18 protein-coding genes are annotated in these 20,866 nt (G+C 67.4%); 11 read left to right on the top strand and 7 right to left on the bottom strand.

What is annotated here, in order from left to right; translation table 11 throughout:
* Nucleotides 1-90: 90 nt before the first annotated feature.
* Complete coding sequence (yoaA, locus tag CDN36_RS00230; RefSeq protein WP_287495852.1) at nucleotides 91-2,373, top strand: DNA repair helicase YoaA; 2,283 nt, start codon at nucleotides 91-93, stop codon at nucleotides 2,371-2,373.
* Nucleotides 2,374-2,483: 110 nt separating this feature from the next.
* Here yoaA and CDN36_RS00235 read toward each other — a convergent pair whose 3' ends face one another.
* Nucleotides 2,484-3,308, bottom strand: a complete 825-nt coding sequence (locus tag CDN36_RS00235; protein WP_150554199.1) for an outer membrane protein assembly factor BamD — start codon at nucleotides 3,306-3,308, stop codon at nucleotides 2,484-2,486.
* Between the two features lie 21 nt (nucleotides 3,309-3,329).
* Between CDN36_RS00235 and CDN36_RS00240 the strand changes: the two genes are divergently transcribed.
* Together CDN36_RS00240 and pgeF are read left to right on the top strand one after the other, a co-directional pair.
* Nucleotides 3,330-4,535, top strand: a complete 1,206-nt coding sequence (locus CDN36_RS00240) for an RluA family pseudouridine synthase (protein WP_287495686.1) — start codon at nucleotides 3,330-3,332, stop codon at nucleotides 4,533-4,535.
* Nucleotides 4,516-5,352, top strand: coding sequence for a peptidoglycan editing factor PgeF (gene pgeF, locus CDN36_RS00245; protein ID WP_502920317.1), 837 nt, complete (start codon nucleotides 4,516-4,518; stop codon nucleotides 5,350-5,352). The genes CDN36_RS00240 and pgeF overlap by 20 nt, the downstream gene beginning before the upstream one ends.
* Before the next feature lie 68 nt (nucleotides 5,353-5,420).
* On the opposite strand, the gene CDN36_RS00250 is transcribed toward pgeF, so the two are convergent.
* A complete protein-coding gene (locus tag CDN36_RS00250) occupies nucleotides 5,421-5,675 on the bottom strand; it encodes a hypothetical protein (protein ID WP_174966256.1) in 255 nt (84 codons plus the stop codon).
* Nucleotides 5,676-5,959: 284 nt separating this feature from the next.
* Here CDN36_RS00250 and phaC point away from each other — a divergent pair, with 284 nt between their 5' ends.
* The 8 genes from phaC to CDN36_RS00290 all read left to right on the top strand — a co-directional run bounded on the left by phaC (nucleotide 5,960) and on the right by CDN36_RS00290 (nucleotide 15,862).
* Nucleotides 5,960-7,729 carry a class I poly(R)-hydroxyalkanoic acid synthase gene (phaC, locus tag CDN36_RS00255; RefSeq protein WP_287495854.1) on the top strand — a complete coding sequence of 590 codons (1,770 nt, stop codon included), beginning with the start codon at nucleotides 5,960-5,962 and terminating at the stop codon, nucleotides 7,727-7,729.
* Between the two features lie 61 nt (nucleotides 7,730-7,790).
* On the top strand, nucleotides 7,791-8,972 hold the full coding sequence (locus tag CDN36_RS00260; protein ID WP_150554201.1) for an acetyl-CoA C-acetyltransferase: 1,182 nt from the start codon (nucleotides 7,791-7,793) through the stop codon (nucleotides 8,970-8,972).
* Between the two features lie 195 nt (nucleotides 8,973-9,167).
* The gene (locus CDN36_RS00265) at nucleotides 9,168-9,908 is read left to right on the top strand and encodes a 3-ketoacyl-ACP reductase (RefSeq protein ID WP_150554202.1); all 741 of its coding nucleotides are present in this window, start codon (nucleotides 9,168-9,170) and stop codon (nucleotides 9,906-9,908) included.
* Nucleotides 9,909-10,064: 156 nt separating this feature from the next.
* A complete protein-coding gene (phaR, locus tag CDN36_RS00270) occupies nucleotides 10,065-10,643 on the top strand; it encodes a polyhydroxyalkanoate synthesis repressor PhaR (protein ID WP_150554203.1) in 579 nt (192 codons plus the stop codon).
* A gap of 139 nt (nucleotides 10,644-10,782) precedes the next feature.
* On the top strand, nucleotides 10,783-12,150 hold the full coding sequence (gene rimO / locus CDN36_RS00275; protein WP_287495687.1) for a 30S ribosomal protein S12 methylthiotransferase RimO: 1,368 nt from the start codon (nucleotides 10,783-10,785) through the stop codon (nucleotides 12,148-12,150).
* A gap of 130 nt (nucleotides 12,151-12,280) precedes the next feature.
* On the top strand, nucleotides 12,281-13,216 hold the full coding sequence (locus CDN36_RS00280) for a sugar kinase (RefSeq protein WP_150554205.1): 936 nt from the start codon (nucleotides 12,281-12,283) through the stop codon (nucleotides 13,214-13,216).
* A 190-nt stretch (nucleotides 13,217-13,406) separates the two neighbouring features.
* Nucleotides 13,407-14,588, top strand: coding sequence for a beta-ketothiolase BktB (gene bktB / locus CDN36_RS00285; protein ID WP_150554206.1), 1,182 nt, complete (start codon nucleotides 13,407-13,409; stop codon nucleotides 14,586-14,588).
* Nucleotides 14,589-14,641: 53 nt separating this feature from the next.
* Nucleotides 14,642-15,862 carry a cystathionine beta-lyase gene (locus CDN36_RS00290; RefSeq protein WP_287495688.1) on the top strand — a complete coding sequence of 407 codons (1,221 nt, stop codon included), beginning with the start codon at nucleotides 14,642-14,644 and terminating at the stop codon, nucleotides 15,860-15,862.
* 74 nt (nucleotides 15,863-15,936) lie between these two features.
* Here CDN36_RS00290 and serB read toward each other — a convergent pair whose 3' ends face one another.
* The 5 genes from serB to CDN36_RS00315 form a co-directional block, all read right to left on the bottom strand.
* Complete coding sequence (gene serB / locus CDN36_RS00295; protein ID WP_150554208.1) at nucleotides 15,937-16,815, bottom strand: phosphoserine phosphatase SerB; 879 nt, start codon at nucleotides 16,813-16,815, stop codon at nucleotides 15,937-15,939.
* Nucleotides 16,816-16,878: 63 nt separating this feature from the next.
* Nucleotides 16,879-17,889: a GlxA family transcriptional regulator gene (locus tag CDN36_RS00300; protein ID WP_150554209.1), complete on the bottom strand. Its 1,011-nt coding sequence runs from the start codon at nucleotides 17,887-17,889 to the stop codon at nucleotides 16,879-16,881.
* A 60-nt stretch (nucleotides 17,890-17,949) separates the two neighbouring features.
* Nucleotides 17,950-18,507 carry an isochorismatase family protein gene (locus CDN36_RS00305; protein ID WP_287495689.1) on the bottom strand — a complete coding sequence of 186 codons (558 nt, stop codon included), beginning with the start codon at nucleotides 18,505-18,507 and terminating at the stop codon, nucleotides 17,950-17,952.
* A 145-nt stretch (nucleotides 18,508-18,652) separates the two neighbouring features.
* The gene (locus CDN36_RS00310; RefSeq protein ID WP_287495690.1) at nucleotides 18,653-19,669 is read right to left on the bottom strand and encodes an ornithine cyclodeaminase family protein; all 1,017 of its coding nucleotides are present in this window, start codon (nucleotides 19,667-19,669) and stop codon (nucleotides 18,653-18,655) included.
* A 104-nt stretch (nucleotides 19,670-19,773) separates the two neighbouring features.
* Nucleotides 19,774-20,802 carry a threonine/serine dehydratase family protein gene (locus CDN36_RS00315; protein WP_287495691.1) on the bottom strand — a complete coding sequence of 343 codons (1,029 nt, stop codon included), beginning with the start codon at nucleotides 20,800-20,802 and terminating at the stop codon, nucleotides 19,774-19,776.
* Between the last annotated feature and the right edge of the window lie 64 nt (nucleotides 20,803-20,866).

Raw genomic sequence — 20,866 nt, forward strand, 5'->3', positions numbered from 1 at the left:
CGGCGAGTGCGCACCGTCCGGCGGTTCGAACCGTTCAGACGGATGCGCAAGCGTATCGCGCGCCGCCTTTGCTTTTTTTTTGCCGTTTTGATCGATTCCGCCGCCGCTGCCAGCGATTCCCCCGAGACCGATTCCCCATCCGACGCCGCCACGTTCCACGGGCTCAAGCCGCTCGCCCCCAAGCGCGAGCGGGAGCTGCAGGCAATCTTCGGCGACGGGGGGATGCTCGCGCGCGCCATCGATGGCTACCGTTCGCGCGAGCCGCAAACCGAGATGGCCCGCGCCGTGGCCGCCGCCATGGACACGCACGACACGCTGATCGCCGAGGCGGGTACGGGCACGGGCAAGACCTACGCGTATCTCGTGCCGGCCATGCTGTGGGGTGGCAAGACGATCATCTCCACAGGCACCAAGCACTTGCAGGACCAGATCTTCGCGCGCGACATTCCCACGGTGCGCCGCGCGCTCGCGGTCCCCGTGACGGTGGCGATGCTCAAGGGCCGCGCGAATTACCTCTGTCACTACTATCTGGAGCGCGCCCAGCAGGAAGGGCGCTTCGCGTCGCGTCACGAAGCCGCGCAGTTGCGCGAGATCACGACCTTCGCGCAGATCACCAGGAGCGGCGACAAGGCGGAGCTCGCGTCCGTGCCCGAGAACGCGCCGATCTGGTCGCAGGTCACCTCCACGCGTGAGAACTGCCTGGGCCAGGACTGCCCGCGTTACAAGGACTGCTTCGTGATGCTCGCGCGCAAGGAGGCGCAACAGGCGGATATCGTCGTTGTGAACCATCACCTGTTCTTCGCGGACGTGATGCTGCGCGACACGGGCATGGCGGAGCTGCTGCCGAGCGCGAACACGGTGATTTTCGACGAAGCGCACCAGTTGCCGGAGACCGCGACGCTGTTCTTCGGCGAGACGGTGTCGAGCGCACAGATGCTCGAACTGGCGCGTGATTGTGTGGCCGAAGGGCTGATCCACGCGCGCGATGCCGCGGACTGGGTCAAGCTGGGCGCGAATCTCGAGCGCGCCGCACGCGACGTGCGCCTGACCTTCGGCCCTGACAACGCGCGCATGTCCGTGACGCAACTGCCGGAAAATCACGAGCTCTTCGACGCGCTCGAGGCGGTCGACGCCGCGCTGCAAGACATGATCGGGACGCTCACCCATCAGGCTGAACGCGCCGAAGCGCTGGGCGCGTGCCTGCGCCGCGCGCTGGACCTGCGCCAGCAGGTGGGGCGGTGGCAGACGGGCGAGAGCCCGCCGTTGCCCGGCGAGCCGCCATTGCCGCTGCTCGATCCGGACGCGCCGCGCGTGACCGACAGCAAGCGCGAGAGGGCCGCGAAGGCAGCGAAGGCCGCCGAGGCGCGCGAAGCCGAAGCGGCGCGCGCTGCGGTCGAGGCGGCGTCACGGGGCAGCGATCGGGGCAGCGATGGCGGCGATGGCGGCGATGGCGGCGATGGCGCCGGCAGCGGGCAGAAGGCCTATACGCCGCCCGAGAACGTGCGCTGGATCGAAGTGTTTTCGCAGACGGTGCAGTTGCATCAGACGCCACTGTCGATTGCGCCGATCTTCGCGAAGCAGCGTGCCGGTGCGCCGCGCGCCTGGATCTTTACGTCGGCTACGCTCTCGGTGAAGGGCAATTTCACGCACTACGCCGCGCAGCTGGGCCTCGACGCGCAGAAGTCCCTCACGCTGGCGAGCCCCTTCGATTATCAGAACCAGAGCTTGCTCTACGTGCCGCGCGGACTGCCGCAACCGTCAGCGCCGGGCTTCACCGACGCGGTGCTCGACGCCGCGCTGCCCGTGCTCGAAGTGAGCGGCGGCAGGGCCTTCGTGCTATGCACGACGCTGCGGGCGGTCGGGCGTGCCGCCGAGCGTTTGCGCGACGAATTCGAGCGTCGCGGCTGGGACTATCCGCTGCTCGTGCAGGGAGAGGCGAGCCGCACCGAACTGCTCGACCGTTTTCGCGCGTTGGGCAACGCGGTGCTGGTGGGGAGTCAGAGCTTCTGGGAAGGGGTGGACGTGCGCGGCGAGGCGCTGTCGCTGGTCATCATCGACAAGCTGCCGTTCGCGCCGCCCGACGACCCGGTGCTCGCAGCCCGGCTCGATGCACTCACAAAGAAGGGACTCAGCCCGTTCGCCGTGCACCAGCTGCCGCAGGCGGTCATCACGCTCAAGCAGGGCGCCGGTCGCCTGATTCGTTCCGAGCGTGATCGCGGCGTGTTGATGATCTGCGATCCGCGTCTTGTCGACAAACCCTACGGGCGTCGGATCTGGCAGAGCCTGCCGCCGTTCAAGCGCACGCGCGAACTGCCGATCGTGCGCGGATTCTTCGACGAGATGGCCGCCGGGGGCGACGCAGGTCGATCCTGACGCGCGGCCGGCCGCGCGGGCGCCGGTCGCCTCTCGGGCGCCCAGAAACGAAAAGCCCCCGCACGGGCGGGGGCTTTTGTCATGCCGTCTTGCTCGGGAGCACCGGCAGCTTAACGCCAGATTTGCCACCACGACTTCTTGTCGCCGCTGGTGTCGATACGGCGACCCACCGTCAGATAGCCGCTGTTCGGATACGTCTGTTCCATCACGCGACGCGCGTCGTCGCGCAGTTCGGTCATGCCGAGTTTGTCGTAAGACTTGATCATGATGCCAAGCGCGTCTTCGAGCGCCGGCGCCTTGTCGTAGTCCTTGAGCGCGGTCTGGGCGCGGTTCACGGCGGCCAGGTAGGCGCCACGGCGATAGTAGTACTCGGCCGCGTGCACTTCGTGTGCGGCCATGGCGTTGACGGCGTAGCGCATGCGCAGGGCAGCGTCGTTTGCGTACTTGCTGTTCGGATAGTGCTCGACCAGATACTTGAAGCTGTCGTAAGCCGCACGCAGCGCCTTCGGATCGCGCTCGCTCAGATCCTGCCCCGAGAAGCGCCCGAAAAGACCGAGGTCGTCGTTGAAGTTGATCAGACCCTTGAGGTAATAGGCGTAGTCGATCGAGGGGCTGTCCGGATGCAGGCGGATGAAGCGATCCACGGCCGTGAGCGCCTGCGCCGGCTCATTGTCCTTGTAGTAGGCGTAGGCCGTGTTGATCTGGGCCTGTTGCGCATGCGGGCCGAACGGGTCGCGCCCTTCGAGCAGTTCGTAGTACTTGGCGGCCTTCGTGTAGTCGCCGCTATCGAAGCTGTCCTTGGCTTCCGAGTATAATTTGTTCGTCGACCAGCTGGCCGTTTCGTCGACTTTCTCCGGCAGAATGCCGCAGGCGGCCACACCGCCGACCAGGATGGCGGCCAGCGTCAGATGTTTGACAAGTTTCAGGGCTTGCATGCTCGTTGGCTTCACTTCTCGATGACCCGTTCAATACTGCCGGATTATAGCGTAACCGCCTCATTAGCCACGGAAAATGCGGATGACTCGTCCGATGACGATTTCGATTCGCTTGCCGAGGCTTTCCCGGGTGCCGCGCACGGCATCGCCACCTCCACCGACGCCTCCATCGCCGCCTCCACCGCCGCCCCCGCACCGGGCGGCCCGGCCCCGTCGTCCGACCAATCCGGCCAATCGATCGCGAATGTCCCGCTCAGCGCGACATTGCCCGACGCGGTGGCCGGCGAGCGCCTCGACAAAGCGCTGGCCCTCTGTTTTCCCGAATATTCCCGGAGTCGCCTGCAGGCGTGGGTCGAAGACGGACGCGTCGCGCTCGACGGTGTGACGGCCAAGGTGCGTCAGAAGGTCGCCGGCGGCGAGTCGGTCCTCATCATGCCGGCGGCGCTGCCCGAGCAACTCGCGTTTGCACCGGAGCCGGTGCCGCTCGACGCCGTCTACGAAGATGCCGCGCTGGTCGTCTTCAACAAGCCGCCCGGGCTGGTCGTGCATCCGGCGGCCGGCAACTGGTCCGGCACGCTGCTCAACGGGCTGCTCCATCGCTACGGACACGCCGCCGCCGATCTGCCGCGCGCCGGCATCGTGCATCGGCTGGACAAGGAGACGTCGGGGCTGATGGTGGTGGCGCGCACGCTCATCGCGCAAACCGACCTCGTGCGCCAGTTGCAGGCCCGCACCGTCAAGCGCCATTACGCGGCGCTGGTCTGGGGACGCCCGCCGCTGCGCACGATCGTAGACGCGCCGATCGGGCGCGACCCACGCGAGCGCACGCGCATGGCGGTCGTGCAGGGGCAGGGCGGCAAGCCCGCGCGCACGCGCGTGGCGACTGTCGCCAGCGGGGAATGGGAAGGCTCCCCGGTGTCGCTCGTGCTGTGTTCGCTCGACACGGGGCGCACGCACCAGATTCGCGTCCATCTCTCGCACCTCGGACATTCGCTGCTCGGCGATCCCCTGTACAAGCCGCGTCACAAGCGACCGGCGCTGCCGGGCGACTTTGCGCGCCAGGCCCTGCACGCGTGGCGTCTGGGGTTGCTCCATCCCGACGACGGACGGGCAATGCACTGGCAGGCGGCGCTGCCCGGCGACATGCAAGACCTCATGGCCGCCATTGGCCTCGAATTCGATTTCTCAACGCTGCCCGACTCGCTCGATGACTTCTTCCCTGCCTGAGCCATTTTCTCCAGCCCCGATGCCCGCCGACTGGATCGTGCCCGACTGGCCGGCGCCGGCCAACGTCCGCGCGGTATTCACGACACGCGCCGGTGGGGTGAGCGAAGGGCCGCAGGCGACGTTCAACCTCGGTTACAAGGCCGACGATGACCCCGAGGCCGTGCGCGTGAACCGCGAGCGGCTCCGGGCGTATACGGGCGTGCCGTCGGCGTGGGTCGCGCAGGTGCACGGTCCGCGCGTCGTGGACGCTCGGGACGCGCTCGCCGCCGCCGAGGCCGGCGAACCGCTGCAGGCCGACGCCAGCATCACGACCGCCGTGGGCCTGGCCAGCACCGTCATGGTGGCGGACTGCCTGCCGGTGCTGCTGTGCGACACCGGGGGCCGCGCCGTCGCAGCGGCCCATGCCGGTTGGCGCGGACTGTGCGCGGGCGTGATCGAGCAGACCGTGCAGGCGTTGCACGCCCGTTTGAAGGACGAGGCGGACGGCGCAGAGGCATCGGTCATCGCCTGGCTCGGGCCGTGCATCGGCCCGACGGCGTTCGAAGTCGGGCCGGAAGTGCGCGCGGCGTTTCTCGATGCGGCCACGCCCGAAGAGCGGGACGCGACGCGCGCGGCGTTCGTGGCGCGCGGCGCGCCGCAAGCGGACAAGTCGCTTGCGGACCTGTGTGCGTTGGCCCGCTTGCGGCTCGCGCGCGAGGGCGTGACGAACGTCTCGGGCGGGCAGTGGTGTACGGTTGGCGATCCGGCGCGGTTCTACTCCTATCGACGCGATCGCGTGACAGGGCGCATGGCCGCGCTCGTGTGGCGCGTGGCGTGAGGCGGGGCGAGGGGGGCGAGAGGGGCGAGGGGGGGCGAGAGGGGCGAGAGGGGGGGGGGCGGCGCGTGTCACTCGGACGCGTCCGACGTCGGTCCGGTCCCGGGGGCTGCGCCATGGAGGGCGGCATCAGCAGGCGCTGCGGCATCGCGTCGCAGCGCCTGGGCGCTACGGATGCGGCGAATGCGGCTTCCCGCAATGTATAGCCACAGCAGCGCGGGGGCGATGCCGCCGCCGGCGAAGATCAGCAGACCCAGCCAGACCGAGGGTGCGGTGATTGCCACCATCGCCATGACATACAGCCATCCGAGAATGACGATAAACATCGGGACAAACGCGCATTCAAAAAAGGAAGGGGTGACGGGACAATGCCCCCCGGGACGTAGCCGCAAGCATTGACAGGCCTGCGCACGCACGCAAGAATGCTCCACAGGCGGGGCGCATCGCTCGCAAAGCGAAGCCCGCCGCCGCGTTTCGGGCACTGGCCCGTGAACGCAACGGACGTGACACTCAGGCTATCATGAATCGCGCCAGTGCCAACTTCGATCCGGCTTCGTTTGCCGCCTCGTTCGCTCAGCAGTTCCCCTCCGCTTCGCTCTCCGCCCAGGACATGTCGCAGTGGTTCAAGGCCGCCCAACAGATGTTCGGCGCTTTGCCGGGGCTTGCCGCGCAGACCGGCTCCGCAGCCAGCGGCGCTTCGAGTGCTGCCAGCACCGCCAATCCCTTCACTGGTCTCTTCGATCTGTTCGGCAAGGCGGGCAGCCTTCCAAAACCCACGCCCGTGCACGTCGATCCCGCGCGCCTGAGTGCGCTGCAGGCGGACTACGCGCGTGAATTTTCCGAACTTGTCGCCAGCTTCAATCAGCCGGGACTCGACACGGCGCCCTCGCTTGGCGACCGCCGCTTCGCAGGCGAGGGCTGGCGCAACCCGTTCTATGCGCTGCCGGCCGCGCTATACCTGCTCAACGGCCGCTTCCTGATGCGCATGGCGGAACTGGTCGACGCCGACGCCAAGACGCGCGAGCGTATACGCTTCGCCGTCGAGCAATGGGTGGCGGCGAGCTCACCGGCGAACTTCATCGCGACCAATCCCGACGCGCAGCAGCGCCTCGTGCAGACGCACGGCGACAGCCTGCTCGCGGGCATGCAGCACCTGCTGGTCGACATGGGCAAAGGCAAGGTGTCGCAGACCGACGACGCGGCCTTCGAAGTCGGGCGCAACGTGGCGACCACCGAAGGCGCCGTGGTCTTCGAGAACGACCTGATTCAGCTCATCCAGTACAAGCCGCTGACGGCGACCGTCTATCAGCGTGCGCTGCTGATCGTGCCGCCTTGCATCAACAAGTACTACATCCTCGACCTGCAGCCCGAGAACTCGCTCGTGCGCTACGCGGTGGAGCAGGGACATACGGTATTCGTCGTGTCGTGGCGGAACCCGGACGCGTCGCTCGCCCACAAGTCGTGGGACGACTACGTCGGCGAAGGACCGATTGCCGCCATCGACGTCGTGCGCGAAATCAGCGGGCAGCCGCAGATCAACGCGCTCGGCTTCTGCGTGGGCGGCACGCTGCTGGCGGCGGCGCTTGCCGTATTCGCGGCGAGGGGACAGAAGGGGCGCAAGTCGCCGGTCGCCAGCGTGACGCTGCTCACCACGCTGCTCGATTTTTCCGACACTGGCGTGCTCGACGTATTCATCGACGAGGCGCACGTGCAATTTCGCGAGCAGACCATCGGCGGCGGGCTGGGGCAGCCGCCGGGCCTCATGCGCGGCGTGGAACTGGCCAACACGTTCTCGTTCCTGCGCCCGAACGACCTGGTCTGGAATTACGTCGTCGACAGCTATCTGAAAGGCAATGCGCCACAGCCGTTCGACCTGCTGTACTGGAACGGCGACGGCACCAACTTGCCGGGGCCGATGTTCTGCTGGTATCTGCGCCATCTCTATTTGCAGAACGAGCTGAAGCAACCTGGCCGCGTGCAGACCTGCGGCGTGCCGGTCGATCTGGGCGCCATCGACGCACCGGCCTACGTATTCGGCTCACGCGAGGACCACATCGTGCCGTGGACATCGGCGTTCCGCTCGCTGGCCCTGCTCGGCGGCGAGCGCCGGTTCGTGCTCGGCGCGTCGGGGCACATTGCCGGCGTGGTCAATCCGCCGGCGAAAAAGAAACGCAGCTATTGGCGCAACGACGACGTGTGCGTCGAGGCGAACGACTGGCTGGCCGGCGCGACGGAGCACCCGGGCAGCTGGTGGACCGACTGGAGCGAATGGCTGGCGGGCTATGCCGGCAAACGCGTCAAGGCGCCAAAAGCGTATGGTAATGTTGCTCATGCACCCATCGAACCGGCGCCCGGCCGCTACGTCAAGGCGAAGGCCTGAGCGGTAGCGGCAACGCGGGCATCCCCCCCGGTTCGACTCATTTGATTACGAGGAAAGAGACATGACGGATATCGTGATTGTGTCGGCTGCGCGCACCGCGGTCGGTAAGTTTGGCGGCTCGCTCGCGAAGGTGGCTGCGCCGGATCTGGGCGCCATCGTCATCGAGGAAGTGCTCAAGCGCGCCAGGCTCAAGGGCGAGGACGTGAGCGAAGTCATCATGGGCCAGGTGCTGACCGCGGGTTCGGGCCAGAACGTGGCGCGTCAGGCGTCGATCAAGGCCGGCCTGCCGTCGATGGTGCCCGCGATGACGATCAACAAGGTGTGCGGCTCCGGCCTGAAGGCCGTGATGCTCGCCGCCAACGCCATTACGGCCGGCGACGCCGACATCGTGGTCGCGGGCGGCCAGGAGAACATGAGCGCCGCGCCGCATGTGCTGCCGGGCTCGCGCGACGGTTTTCGCATGGGCGACGCCAAGCTCGTCGACAGCATGATCGTCGACGGCCTGTGGGACGTGTACAACCAGTACCACATGGGCATCACGGCGGAGAACGTCGCGAAGGAATACGGCATCACGCGCCAGATGCAGGACGAGTTCGCCGCGGCGTCGCAGAACAAGGCGGAAGCCGCGCAGAAGGCCGGCCGCTTCGACGACGAGATCGTGCCGGTGTCGATTCCGCAGCGCAAGGGCGACCCGGTCGTCTTCAAGACGGACGAGTTCGTGCGTCACGGTGTGACGGCCGAGTCGCTCGCGGGTCTGAAGCCGGCCTTCACGAAGGACGGCACGGTCACGGCTGCCAACGCCTCGGGCATCAACGACGGCGCGGCGGCGGTGGTGGTGATGTCGGCGCGGCGCGCCGAGCAGCTTGGGCTCACGCCGCTCGCGCGCATCGTCGCGTATGCAAACGCCGGCGTCGATCCGTCGGTGATGGGCATCGGCCCGGTGCCGGCTTCGCAGCGTTGCCTCGCGCGCGCCGGCTGGAAGGCGAGCGATCTGGACCTGATGGAAATCAACGAGGCGTTCGCGGCGCAGGCGCTGGCCGTCAACAAGCAGATGGGCTGGGATACGTCGAAGATCAACGTGAATGGCGGGGCGATCGCCATCGGTCACCCGATCGGCGCGTCGGGCTGCCGCATTCTCGTCACGCTGCTCCACGAGATGGCGCGCCGCGACGCGCGCCGCGGCCTCGCCTCGTTGTGCATTGGCGGCGGCATGGGGGTGGCGCTGGCGGTCGAGCGCGTCTGAGGCGCTTCGGGAACGCCGTCCATTCGTCCATAACGATTTGAATCGAAACGGCATCGGCCGCGCGTGCAAGGCGCGCGGCAGCATGCCGGGGCAGTCAGGAGACGAAAGGCGCGCGGGAACGCGCGGCTTGCGCGTCGGTCAATTGGCAGTCGCAACAGGCGGCACGCGGTGCCGTTATTTAGGGGGAAGCGTTCCATGACTCAACGCATTGCATACGTGACAGGCGGGATGGGCGGTATCGGTACGTCCATTTGCCAGCGGCTGTACAAGGATGGTTTCAAGGTCGTAGCGGGCTGCGGGCCGAACTCGCCGCGCCGGGTGAAGTGGCTCGAAGAGCAGAAGGCGCTCGGCTTCGACTTCGTGGCGTCCGAAGGCAACGTCGGCGACTGGGATTCGACCAAGGCGGCGTTCGACAAGGTGAAGGCCGAAGTCGGCGAGATCGACGTGCTGGTCAACAATGCCGGCATCACGCGCGACGTGGTGTTTCGCAAGATGACCCGCGAAGACTGGGACGCCGTGATCGACACCAATCTCACGAGCCTGTTCAACGTCACCAAGCAGGTGATCGACGGCATGTGCGAGCGCGGCTGGGGTCGCATCATCAACATCTCGTCGGTCAACGGCCAAAAGGGCCAGTTCGGTCAGACGAACTACTCGACGGCCAAGGCGGGCATTCACGGCTTCACGATGGCGCTGGCGCAGGAGGTGGCGACCAAGGGCGTGACGGTCAACACCGTGTCGCCGGGCTATATCGGCACGGACATGGTGCGCTCGATCCGCCAGGACGTGCTCGACAAGATCGTGGCGACGATCCCGGTCAAGCGTCTGGGCGAGCCGGGCGAGATCGCGTCGATCGTGGCGTGGCTGGCTTCGGACGACTCGGGCTTCTCGACGGGCGCGGATTTCTCGCTCAATGGCGGCCTGCACATGGGCTGAGCGGTGACGGGGCCGGCGCGGACCGAATTTCGCAGTCGCACCCCGTTGCGGGTTAGGGCTTTGCCGCATGGCAGCAAACGTCCTAGAATCGATAATATGTGACTAACCCCGACCGCCGGTCGGGGAAGTCCTTCATAAAAGCAGGAAACCCACCGCATGACCGCGAGCAAGAAGACTGACGAGCGCCTGATCAAAAAGTATCCGAACCGGCGTCTGTACGATACCCAGACCAGTACGTACATCACCCTTGCCGATGTGAAGCAATTGGTACTCGAGACCGAAGAGTTCAAGGTCGTCGATGCCAAGACGGGCGAGGACCTGACCCGCAGCATTCTGCTGCAGATCATTCTGGAAGAAGAAACGGGCGGTGTCCCGATGTTCTCGAGCGCCATGCTCGCCCAGATCATCCGCTTCTACGGCCACGCGCTGCAGGGCATGATGGGCACGTACCTCGAGAAGAACATCCAGACGTTCATCGAGATTCAGAACAAACTGGCCGATCAGTCGAAGGGCATCTACGAGGGCGCGGCCTTCAATCCGGACGTCTGGGCGCAGTTCATGAACATGCAGGCGCCGATGATGCAGGGCATGATGACCAACTACATCGAGCAGTCGAAGAATCTGTTCGTGCAGATGCAGGAGCAGATGCAGAGCCAGGCCAAGAACATGTTCAGCACGTTCCCTTTCCCTGGCGCCCCCGGCGCCCCCGGGACGGACCCGAACAAGAAGCCCTGAACGCCCGCCTTCCCCCGACAGGAACGTTGCGATGTGACCGGGGCGCGCATCGCGACGAATGTTGGAACGCACCGCGGGCGAACAAGGTAAAATGCGCGGTTCGACCGTTACACGTATTCACTAGATCAGGATTCGCCCCATGTCCCGCCCATCGCCCGCCGGCACCCCCAAGGTCGGCTTCGTTTCGCTCGGCTGCCCGAAGGCCCTGGTCGATTCCGAGCAAATCCTGACCCAACTGCGCGCCGAAGGCTACGACATTGCCGGCACCTATGACGGCGCCGATCTCGTCGTGGTCAATACCTGCGGCTTTATCGACGACGCCGTTCAGGAAAGTCTCGACGCCATCGGCGAGGCACTCGCCGAAAACGGCAAGGTGATCGTCACGGGCTGTCTTGGCGCGAAGAAGGACGCCGCCGGCCAGGACATCGTGAGCGCAGTCCACCCGAAGGTGCTCGCCGTGACAGGCCCGCACGCCGTGGGCGAAGTGATGAGCGCCGTGCACACGCACTTGCCGAAGCCGCACGATCCGTTCACCGACCTCGTGCCGCCGGCCGGCATCAAGCTCACGCCGCGTCACTACGCATATCTCAAGATTTCCGAAGGCTGCAACCATCGCTGCACGTTCTGCATCATCCCGTCGATGCGCGGCGATCTCGAGTCGCGCCCGGTCGCCGAGGTGATGCTCGAAGCCGAGAACCTGTTCAAGGCGGGCGTGAAGGAACTGCTCGTGATTTCGCAGGACACCAGTGCCTACGGCGTCGACGTGAAGTACCGCACCGGTTTCTGGGCGGGCCGCCCGCTCAAGACGCGCATGACGGAACTGGTCACGGCGCTCGGCGAGTTGGCCAGGCAGTATGGCGCGTGGGTGCGCCTGCACTACGTCTATCCGTATCCGCACGTCGACGAAATCATTCCGCTGATGGCCGAGGGCCACATCCTGCCGTATCTCGACGTGCCGCTGCAGCACGCGCACCCGGACGTGCTCAAGCGCATGAAGCGTCCCGCGTCGGGCGAAAAGAACCTCGAGCGTATTCAGGCGTGGCGCAGACTGTGCCCGGATCTGACGATTCGCAGCACGTTCATCGCTGGCTTCCCCGGCGAGACGGAAGCGGAATTCGAATATCTGCTGGACTTCCTGCGCGAAGCACAGCTCGATCGCGTGGGCTGCTTCGCTTACTCGCCGGTCGAAGGCGCGAAGGCCAACGAATTGCCGGGCGCGTTGCCCGACGAGGTTCGCGAGGCGCGCCGCGCGCGCTTCATGGAGGTGGCCGAAGCGATTTCGGCCGAGCGCCAGCAGCGCAAGGTCGGTCGGACGATCCAGGTGATCGTCGACGAAATCAATCAGGACGGCGGCATTGCCCGTTCGGCGGCAGACGCCCCCGAAATCGACGGTCTGGTCTACATCGAGCCGACGCCCAAGGCCGCGAAGCGCCTGAAGGTCGGCGAGTTCGTGAACGTGACGCTCACCGGCGCCGACGGCCACGACCTGTGGGGCGAAGTGGTCTGATGCACGCGGCGCGCGCGGTTGCCGCGCGCGCTCGCAAATCCTTGAGTCGCAATTTCCGAAGCTCAATCAGTTTCTCCAGCCCGTTCAGCCTCCTCGGCCCTCCAGCCCCATTGCTCCGAAGACCGCACCGATGACGCAAGCCCGCTCGCAAACTCCGCAAGTCCTGGCCATGGGCGAAGCCATGGTCGAATTCAACCAGTCGCCCGACGACCCGCGCCGGTATCTGCAGGGTTTCGGCGGCGACACGTCGAACTTCGCCATCGCCGCGCGCCGTCAGGGCGTTCGCACGGGCTTCGTGAGCGCCGTGGGCGACGACCTGTTCGGCCGCATGCTGCTCGATCTGTGGCGCGAGGAGGATGTCGACACGCGCTACGTGAGCGTCGACGCACAGGCGCCGACCGGCGTCTATTTCGTGTCGCACGACGAGAACGGCCACCACTTCGACTATCTGCGCGCCGGCTCGGCGGCGAGCCGGTATCGCGCTCAGGACCTGCCGCGCGACGCGCTCGCCGGCGCCTCGTTCCTGCATCTGTCCGGAATCAGCCTGGCGATCAGCGTGAACGCCTGCGATGCCGCGTTCGACGCAATGTCGAAGATCCGCGCGGCCGGGGGCAAGGTGTCGTTCGATACCAATCTGCGCCTGAAGCTGTGGCCGCTGGCACGCGCGCGCGCGACGATGCGCGAGGCGTTCAGCCTGACCGACGTATGTCTGCCGAGTTGGGACGACGTGACGGCCGTCACCGGCCTGGAAGACCGTGACGCCATCCTCGACGCGCTGCTCGCCTACGGGGTGAAAGTCGTCGCGCTCAAGCTGGGCCGCGAGGGCTGCTACGTGGCCACGCCGGACGAGCGACGCATCGTGGCGCCGTACCCGGTGCAGGCGGTCGACGCGACGGGCGCCGGTGACTGCTTCGGCGGCGCTTTCGTCGCGCGACTGGCGCTGGGCGATGATCCGTTTGCCGCCGCGCGCTACGCCAATGTGTGCGCAGCGCTGTCCACGACCGGATACGGCGCCGTCGCCCCCGTGCCGCGCGCCGAAGCGGTGCTGCGCACGCTCGCGGCCTGAGGCCCGAGTCCCACCGGCGGGGGGCGGGTGACGGGCCGCTCGCGGCGCCCGTCATCTGCCATCGTCTGCCGGTGCGGCGCCTTGGCGCACCGCCATGCGTCACCGAAGCTTCCCTCCAAAGTCCCTGCCATCGCGGTAACCCCCGCGGCGGTATACTCGTTGCCAATCCAAATCCACCCGGAGAAGAGACATGCAACGAGAAGTCGTGATCGTCAGCGGTGTGCGCACTGCCATTGGTGATTTTGGCGGCAGCCTGAAGGATTTCGCGCCGACGCAGCTCGGCGCCATCGTCGCGCGCGAAGCCATGTCTCGCGCCAACGTGGGCGGCGAGGACATCGGCCACGTGGTGTTCGGCAACGTCATCCATACCGAACCGAAGGACATGTATCTGGCGCGCGTGGCGTCCATCGAGGCCGGCGTGAGCCAGCATGCGCCGGCCATGACGGTGAACCGCCTGTGCGGCTCGGGCCTGCAGGCGGTCGTCTGCGCCGCGCAGTCGATCCTCCTGGGCGATGCGGACGTGGCCATGGCCGGCGGTGCGGAGAGCATGAGCCGCGCGCCGTACATCATGCCGGGCGCCCGCTGGGGGACGCGCATGGGCGAGTCGCGCCTGGTCGACATGATGCTCGGGGCGCTGCACGATCCGTTCGCGAATATCCACATGGGCGTGACAGCCGAGAACATCGCAAGGAAGTGGGGCATCACGCGCGAGGATCAGGACCGTCTCGCGGTGGAGTCGCACCAGCGTGCCGCGCGTGCGATGGCGGCCGGCTACTTCAACGACCAGATCGTGCCGGTGACGCTCAAGACCAAGAAGGGCGAAGTGGCGTTCACCACCGACGAGCACGTGCGCGCCGACGTGAGCCTCGCGGACATGGCGAAGCTGCGTCCGGTGTTCGAGAAGGACGGCACGGTAACGGCGGGCAATGCCTCGGGCCTGAACGATGCGGCGGCGGCGCTCGTTCTCATGGAGCGCGCCGAAGCCGAGCGCCGCGGCGCGAAGCCGCTCGCCCGGCTGGTGAGCTACGCGCACGCCGGCGTCGATCCGAACTACATGGGCATCGGCCCCGTGCCGGCCTCGCGCCAGGCGCTCGCGCGTGCGGGTCTGAAAGTCGACGACATCGACGTCGTCGAAGCCAACGAAGCGTTCGCGGCGCAGGCTTGCGCCGTGACGCGCGACCTCGGCTTCGACCCCGCGAAGGTCAACCCGAATGGCTCGGGCATCTCGCTCGGTCATCCGATCGGCGCGACCGGGGCCCTCATCACCGTCAAGGCGCTGCACGAACTGCAGCGCACTGGCGGCCGCTACGCGCTGGTGACCATGTGCATCGGCGGCGGGCAGGGCATTGCGGCCGTGTTCGAGCGCGTGTAACTTACTCCCGAGGGGCCGGCGTTCTTGCCGGCCCCAGTTTTTCCGGAGCCGTGATGACGCAAGACAACCGCAAGCCCTTCGATACGCCGGAAGCCAACGGCTGGCACTGGCAAACCAACATCCTGCACGCCGACACGCAAGTCCCGGCCGGCTTCGCCGCCATGCCGGTGCCGGTCGCGCGCGCCTCGACGGTGGTCTTTCCCGATCTGGCCGCCATGCGCTCGCTCGACTGGAAGAACGACAGTCAGTGGCGCTACGGACTGCACGCCACGCCGACGTCGATGGAACTCATGCGTCGCCTGGCCTCGCTCGAAGGCGGCAGGCACTGCCTGCTGTTCCCGTCGGGACTGGCTGCAATCTCGAACGTCTACTTCGGCCTGATCAAGAGCGGCGACGACGTCCTCGTGCCCGACAACGCCTACGGTCCGAACCGCGAGCACGGCGACTGGCTCGCCGAGTCGTTCGGCATCACGGTGCGCTACTACGACCCGATGATCGGCGAGGGCATCGGCGCGCTGATTCGGCCCAACACGAAACTGATCTGGCTCGAAGCCCCGGGCTCGGTCACGATGGAAGTGCAGGACGTGCCGGCGATTGCCCGCGTGGCGCGCGAGCGCGGCGTGCTCACCGCCATCGACAACACCTATTCGGCAGGGCTGGCCTTCCGCCCGTTCGAGCATCAGGTCGACATCTCGGTGCAGGCGCTGACCAAATACCAGTCGGGCGGCAGCGACGTGCTGATGGGCTCGGTCGTGACCGTCGATGACGACATTCATCATCGCCTCAAGCAGGCACGCATGCGCATGGGCGTGGGGGTGTCGGCCGACGATTGCAGCCTCGTGCTGCGCAGCCTGCCGAGCATGCGACTGCGTTTCGAAGCGCACGACCGCGCGGCGACGGCATTGGCGACATGGCTGGGTGCGCGTGACGAGATCGCGGCGGTGCTGCACCCCGCGTTCGAGGACTGCCCGGGGCATCGGAACTTCCGTCGCGACTTCACGGGCGCGGGCGGCCTGTTCTCCGTGGTGTTCCACGAACGCTACGCACAGTCGCAGATCGACGCCTTCATCGAGGCGCTGCGTCTGTTCAAGATCGGCTTCAGTTGGGGCGGCGCACACAGTCTGGTCGTGCCGTACCGCGTGCCGTCGATGCGCACGGCCACGACATGGCCGCACAAGGGCGCGCTCGTGCGCTTCTATGTGGGGCTGGAGGACGTGCGCGATCTGCAGTCCGATATCGAAGCCAGCCTGAAGGCGCATCTCGGCGGCGCCTGAGCGGCCGCCGCCAGTGCGCGCCAAGCGGCAAAACGCATTCGCCCGGCACCGCAACGGCGCCGGGTGACGTCGCCTCAGGCGTCGCGGAACAGCGATAGCAGGCCGTCCAGGCCGACGTGGTTGAACGCCACCGAGGCCTTCTCGCGCACCACCGGCTTCGCACGGAAGGCCACCGACAGTCCCGCAATCGCCATCATCTGCAGGTCGTTCGAGCCGTCGCCCATGACAATGGCTTGCGAGGGCGTCGCACCGAACTGCGCCGCCACTTCGGCGACCGTGCGCGCCTTCACTTCGGCGTTGACGATCTCGCCGAGCACGCGGCCGGTGAGCCTGCCGTCGACGATTTCCAGCGTGTTGGCGCGCGTGACATCCAGATTCAGACGCGCCTTCAGGCGATCGGTGAAGAACGTGAAGCCGCCCGAGACGAGCAGCGTGCGCAGGCCCAGCGCCTGCACGCCGCGCAGCATGGTCTGCGCGCCGGGCGAGAGTTGCAGGCGCTCCTCGTAGACCTTTTCGAGCGCATTGGCCTCCAGACCCTTGAGCAGCGCCACGCGGCGCGTAAGGCTCTCGTTGAAGTCCTTGATCTCGCCGCGCATGGCCGCTTCGGTAATGGCCGAGACTTGCGCCTTCAGGCCGCAATAATCGGCGATTTCGTCGATGCACTCGATGGTGATGAGCGTCGAGTCCATATCCATCGCGACCAGCTTGAAGTCCGCCAGACGGCGCGTGCTGTCGACCAGCACGGCGTCGACCCGGTGCTGCTGTGCAAAGGTTGCAGCCACGGCGCGCAACGCCGGAGAATCGGTGACGCCGGCAATGCGGGCGATCGGGGCGCGCGTGTCGGCGCAAAACGTAACCGGGGCGCCGGGCACCAGTGCGCGAATGGCGGACTGCAGCGCGTCTGACGCCGGCAACGAGGCGGGCGCACCGAGAATGACAAGGTCGTGGGTCATGATGAAATGGCAGTCTTGCGGAATACGGGCGACCGACATTCTACCCGGGTTGCGGTGCGGCACTTACGCGTCCGGGCGCGCGCGGCGGGCCTGACTCGGCGGCAGCGTTTCGAACTTGTGCCACACGCGGCGCAGGTGGCGGCTGGAGCCAAAGCCGGTGCGCTCGGCAATGCGCTCCAGATCGAGCCGCGTGTTGCCCAGCATCTCGCGCGCCAGGGCGATGCGCAGACGATGCAGATAGTCGATGGGCGCGACGCCCGCGTGCTCGCGGAAAAGACGCGTGACGTGGCGCTCGCTCGTGCAGGCGATTTCCGCCATGAGGGCAAGCGTCCAGTCGCGGGCGGGTTCGGCGGCCATGGCGTCCTGAACGCGATGCAGCGCCGGATGCAGATGGTTGCGGCCTTCGAGCCATGGCGACAACTGCGGATCGGCGCCCGCGCGCCGCGCGTAGACCACCATGTGCCGCGCAATGGCCGCGGCACATACCGCGCTCGTGGCATTGGCAATGAGCGTGAGCATCAGGTCGAGGCCCGTCGTCACGCCGGCACTGGTCCACACGTTGCCGTCCCGCACGTAGAGCCGGTTGTCGGCGACGCGCGCGCTGGGCGCAAGTGCTCGCAGCTCGTCGCAACTGCTGTGATGCGTGGTGCACTGGCGCGCGTCGAGCAGGCCGGCGCGCGCCGCGAGCAGTGCGCCGGTGCAAATGCAGGCGATCTGGTGCGTGGGCCCCACGACCCGGCGCAGCCACGCGATCGCGCGCGCCTGCGCGAGCGCCGGCGACTCGCCGCGGCCCGGCGCCTCGCCCGAGGCGCCCCACACCGGCAACGGCTTTTCCACCGTGCCGGCGATCACGAGCCAAGCGTTCTCCGGCAGTGCGTCGGGCAGCACTTCGAGCGGCGAGATCCGCAGCCCGATCGACGTCGCCATCGAGGGCCGCGTTGCGACATAGCGCAACGTGAAACGCACGTCGTTCTGCAGGTGATTGGCGATGCGCAAGGCCTCTGCCGGCGCGGCGACGTCGAGCAGCAGCGTATCGGGCATGACCAGCAGGTAGACGGGTTGCAGACGCGGCATGGGCGAGATCCGGTCGGTCGGACAAGGCGCCCGCAGGACGCCTTCGGACAAGCCTTGACGTTACACCGCGGCGAGCGCTTCCTCAACCGTGACGACGCGCGCGAACCGATCGACGAGTACCGTTTCGGTCCGCTCCTTGAGTTCTTCCACCGACAGTTCGCGGCCGGTGCGGGGGTGCCGCATCGGGAACGTGAGTGTGGCCTCGGTCACGAAGTCGACGTCGTAGCCGGCGTCGGACGCGGCCCGCGTGGTCGTCTCGCAGCATTGTTCGGTGCGAATGCCTGAGACGATCAGGCGAGTGATGCCGTGCTCGATCAGCCAGGCGCCGAGCGTCGAGCCCGCGAGAGCGCTGTGCCTCGTCTTGTCGACGGTGACGGCCGGCGCGATGCGCAGTTCCTCGAGCGTGCGCACGAAGCCCGACTCGCGCGAGAACGGACCCGACGAGACGTGGAACACCTGCACCACGGGAATGCCCCTGGCGACGGCGCCGTCGATGAGGGCCTGCTGGCGCTCGAAGTAACTCGCGAGGTCGTCCTCGCGCCAGAACGGGCGCTGGCGAAACGACTCCTGCGCATCGATGACCAGCAGGGCGGTGCGGGGGGATGGGACTTGTGACATTTGCGGCTCCGTATGACGGTTGACGATGGCCCCATCGTAGGGTCGCGTGCGTTATCGCGACAGGCCGGGCGCAGACCGGAACCGGACGGATCCGGACGAATCCGGACATCGGGGGGCGGCTGCCCGACGCCGATCACCCCCCGGCTCAGATTGCGACGCGGGCGCCCGCGCCGGCGTCCTGTGCGCGTTGATACAACGCGGCGGCAAGCGCCACGTCCTGCGCGCCCATGCCGAGTGATTTGAACAACGTGACCGATGCCGCGTCGGTGCGCCCCGGATGCGCGCCCACCACGATCTCGCCGAGTTCGGCGAGCAGGTGCTCCGGTCCGATCCGGCCTTCGGCGGCTGCGGCGAGATAGTCGCCCGATTCGTTGATCGTCGATTCACGCCGGTCGACGAAGAGCTGCCCCAGGGCCATGAGCGCCGTGTCGGCCTCGCGATGGCGCGGCGTGCTGCTGCCCACGAGGTTCACATGCGTGCCCGGTGCGAGCCATTTCGCCTCGAGCACGGGGTCCGTCGCGTTGGTGACCGTGACGACGATGTCGGCGTCGCGCACGGCGTCCTGAACACTGCCTGCCGCCTCCAGCGTGACATCGTAGTGCGGCTGGACGGCGTCGACGAATCGCTGCGCACTCTCGAGCGAGCGGCTTGCCACACGCACGTGACGCAGGGGCCGCGCCGCCACCAGCGCCGCGAGATGCCAATGCGCCTGATGGCCGGCGCCGATGAGCGCAAGACGCGTCGCATCGTGGCGGGCCAGCAGCCGTGTGGCCAGGCCGGTCACCGCCGCCGTGCGAATGCCTGTGATCTGCGCAGCGTTCATGATGGCTAGCAGCTCGCCCGTCTCGCCGCTCATGAGCACGACACAGCCTTGGTGCGGATCCTTGCCCAACGTGCTGTTGCCCGGGAAGAACGTGCCGACCTTGGCGCCGTAGACGGGCGCGCCGCCGCCGATGAAGGCGGGCATCATGCCCAGCAGTCCCTTGGCGCCAAGCGCCTCGGGCGGGCGCACGATCTGGCGCAGCGGCAGATGGATCTGGCCGCGTGCGAGCGCGGCGAACATGTCCGACATCACGGGGATGGCGTCGGCGACCGGCATCAACGCGGCGACTTGCGCGGCGTCGAGCACGAGCACGGCGGGCGAGGGTGAGGTGGCGCTCATCGGGGCGAACCTGGGCGGGGCATGCTGGACGGTAGTGGCAGTAGCAGCAGTAGCAGCAGTAGCGGCGAGGACGGTCTCAATGGTGGAGAAACGGCGAGCGCGTGTCAGCGGCCGCCCTGCGCGGCGAGCGCGGCGTCGATGTGGCGCTGGAATGTCGCCGTGTCGGTGTTCGTCCCGCACAGCAGCACGCCCACTCGCTTGCCGAGGAGCGTCTCGCGCAACGGCCCCATGAGGGCGGCGGTCGCAGCCGCGCACGCCGGTTCGACCGCGAGCTTCAACTCGCGGAACAACGTGAGCATGCCGGCGCGCATCTGGTCGTCGGTCACCGTGACCAGCTCGTCGATATGGCGACGGCACAGCGTGTAGCTATAGCGTTCCGTGTGCGGCGCCATCAGACTGTCGGCGATGCCCGTCATCGGGCCCATCTTGATGGGGCCGCCGGCGGCGAAACTCCGCGCCATGGCGTCCGCGCCGGCGGGCTCCACGCCGTAGACCTTCACGTGCGGCGCGAACAGCTTGAAGGCCGTTGCCACGCCCGCGATCAGTCCGCCGCCGCCGATGGGCACGATCACCGCATCGAGCTCCGGCGCCTGCCGGGCCCACTCGTAACCGAGCGTGGCCGTGCCGAGCACCGTCCGGTAGCCGTTGAACGGATGCACGAAGTAGCGGCCTTCGTCCTGCTCCACGCGCTTGACGATGTCGAACGCCTCGTGCACGTTCTCGGCGAGCACCAGATCCGCACCGTACTCGCGGCACAGGGACGAGCGCGCCGGGCTTGCCGTCTTGAGCATCACCGTCTTGGCGGCCACGCCCATCGCCTGCGCGGCGTAAGCCACGGCCACGGCATGGTTGCCCGCCGACACGCACGTCACGCCGGCCCTGCGCTGGGCGTCGTCAAGCGAGAGCAGGTTGGAGAAGGCGCCGCGCGCCTTGAACGTGCCGGACGCCTGCAGTAGTTCGAACTTGAACGTCACGCGCGTATCGCCCAGCGTCGGGAAGTCGCCGCGCGTGAACACCGGCGTGGTGCGCACGTATCGCTTGAGTGTCTCGTGCAGGGCCGCGATGGCGTCCCGGGTCGGCGCGGGCTGGCCGTCGATGGTCTCGGCGTGCAGGTCGGGGGTCGATTGCGTCACTTGAAACTTGTCTCCGTCATGAAGGCCCGCAAGCCGGGCTCCGGAAAAGCACCTGCGCGACACG

Source organism: Pandoraea sp. CB10b_02 (genome assembly GCF_002216225.1).
Lineage (GTDB): Bacteria > Pseudomonadota > Gammaproteobacteria > Burkholderiales > Burkholderiaceae > Pandoraea > Pandoraea nosoerga.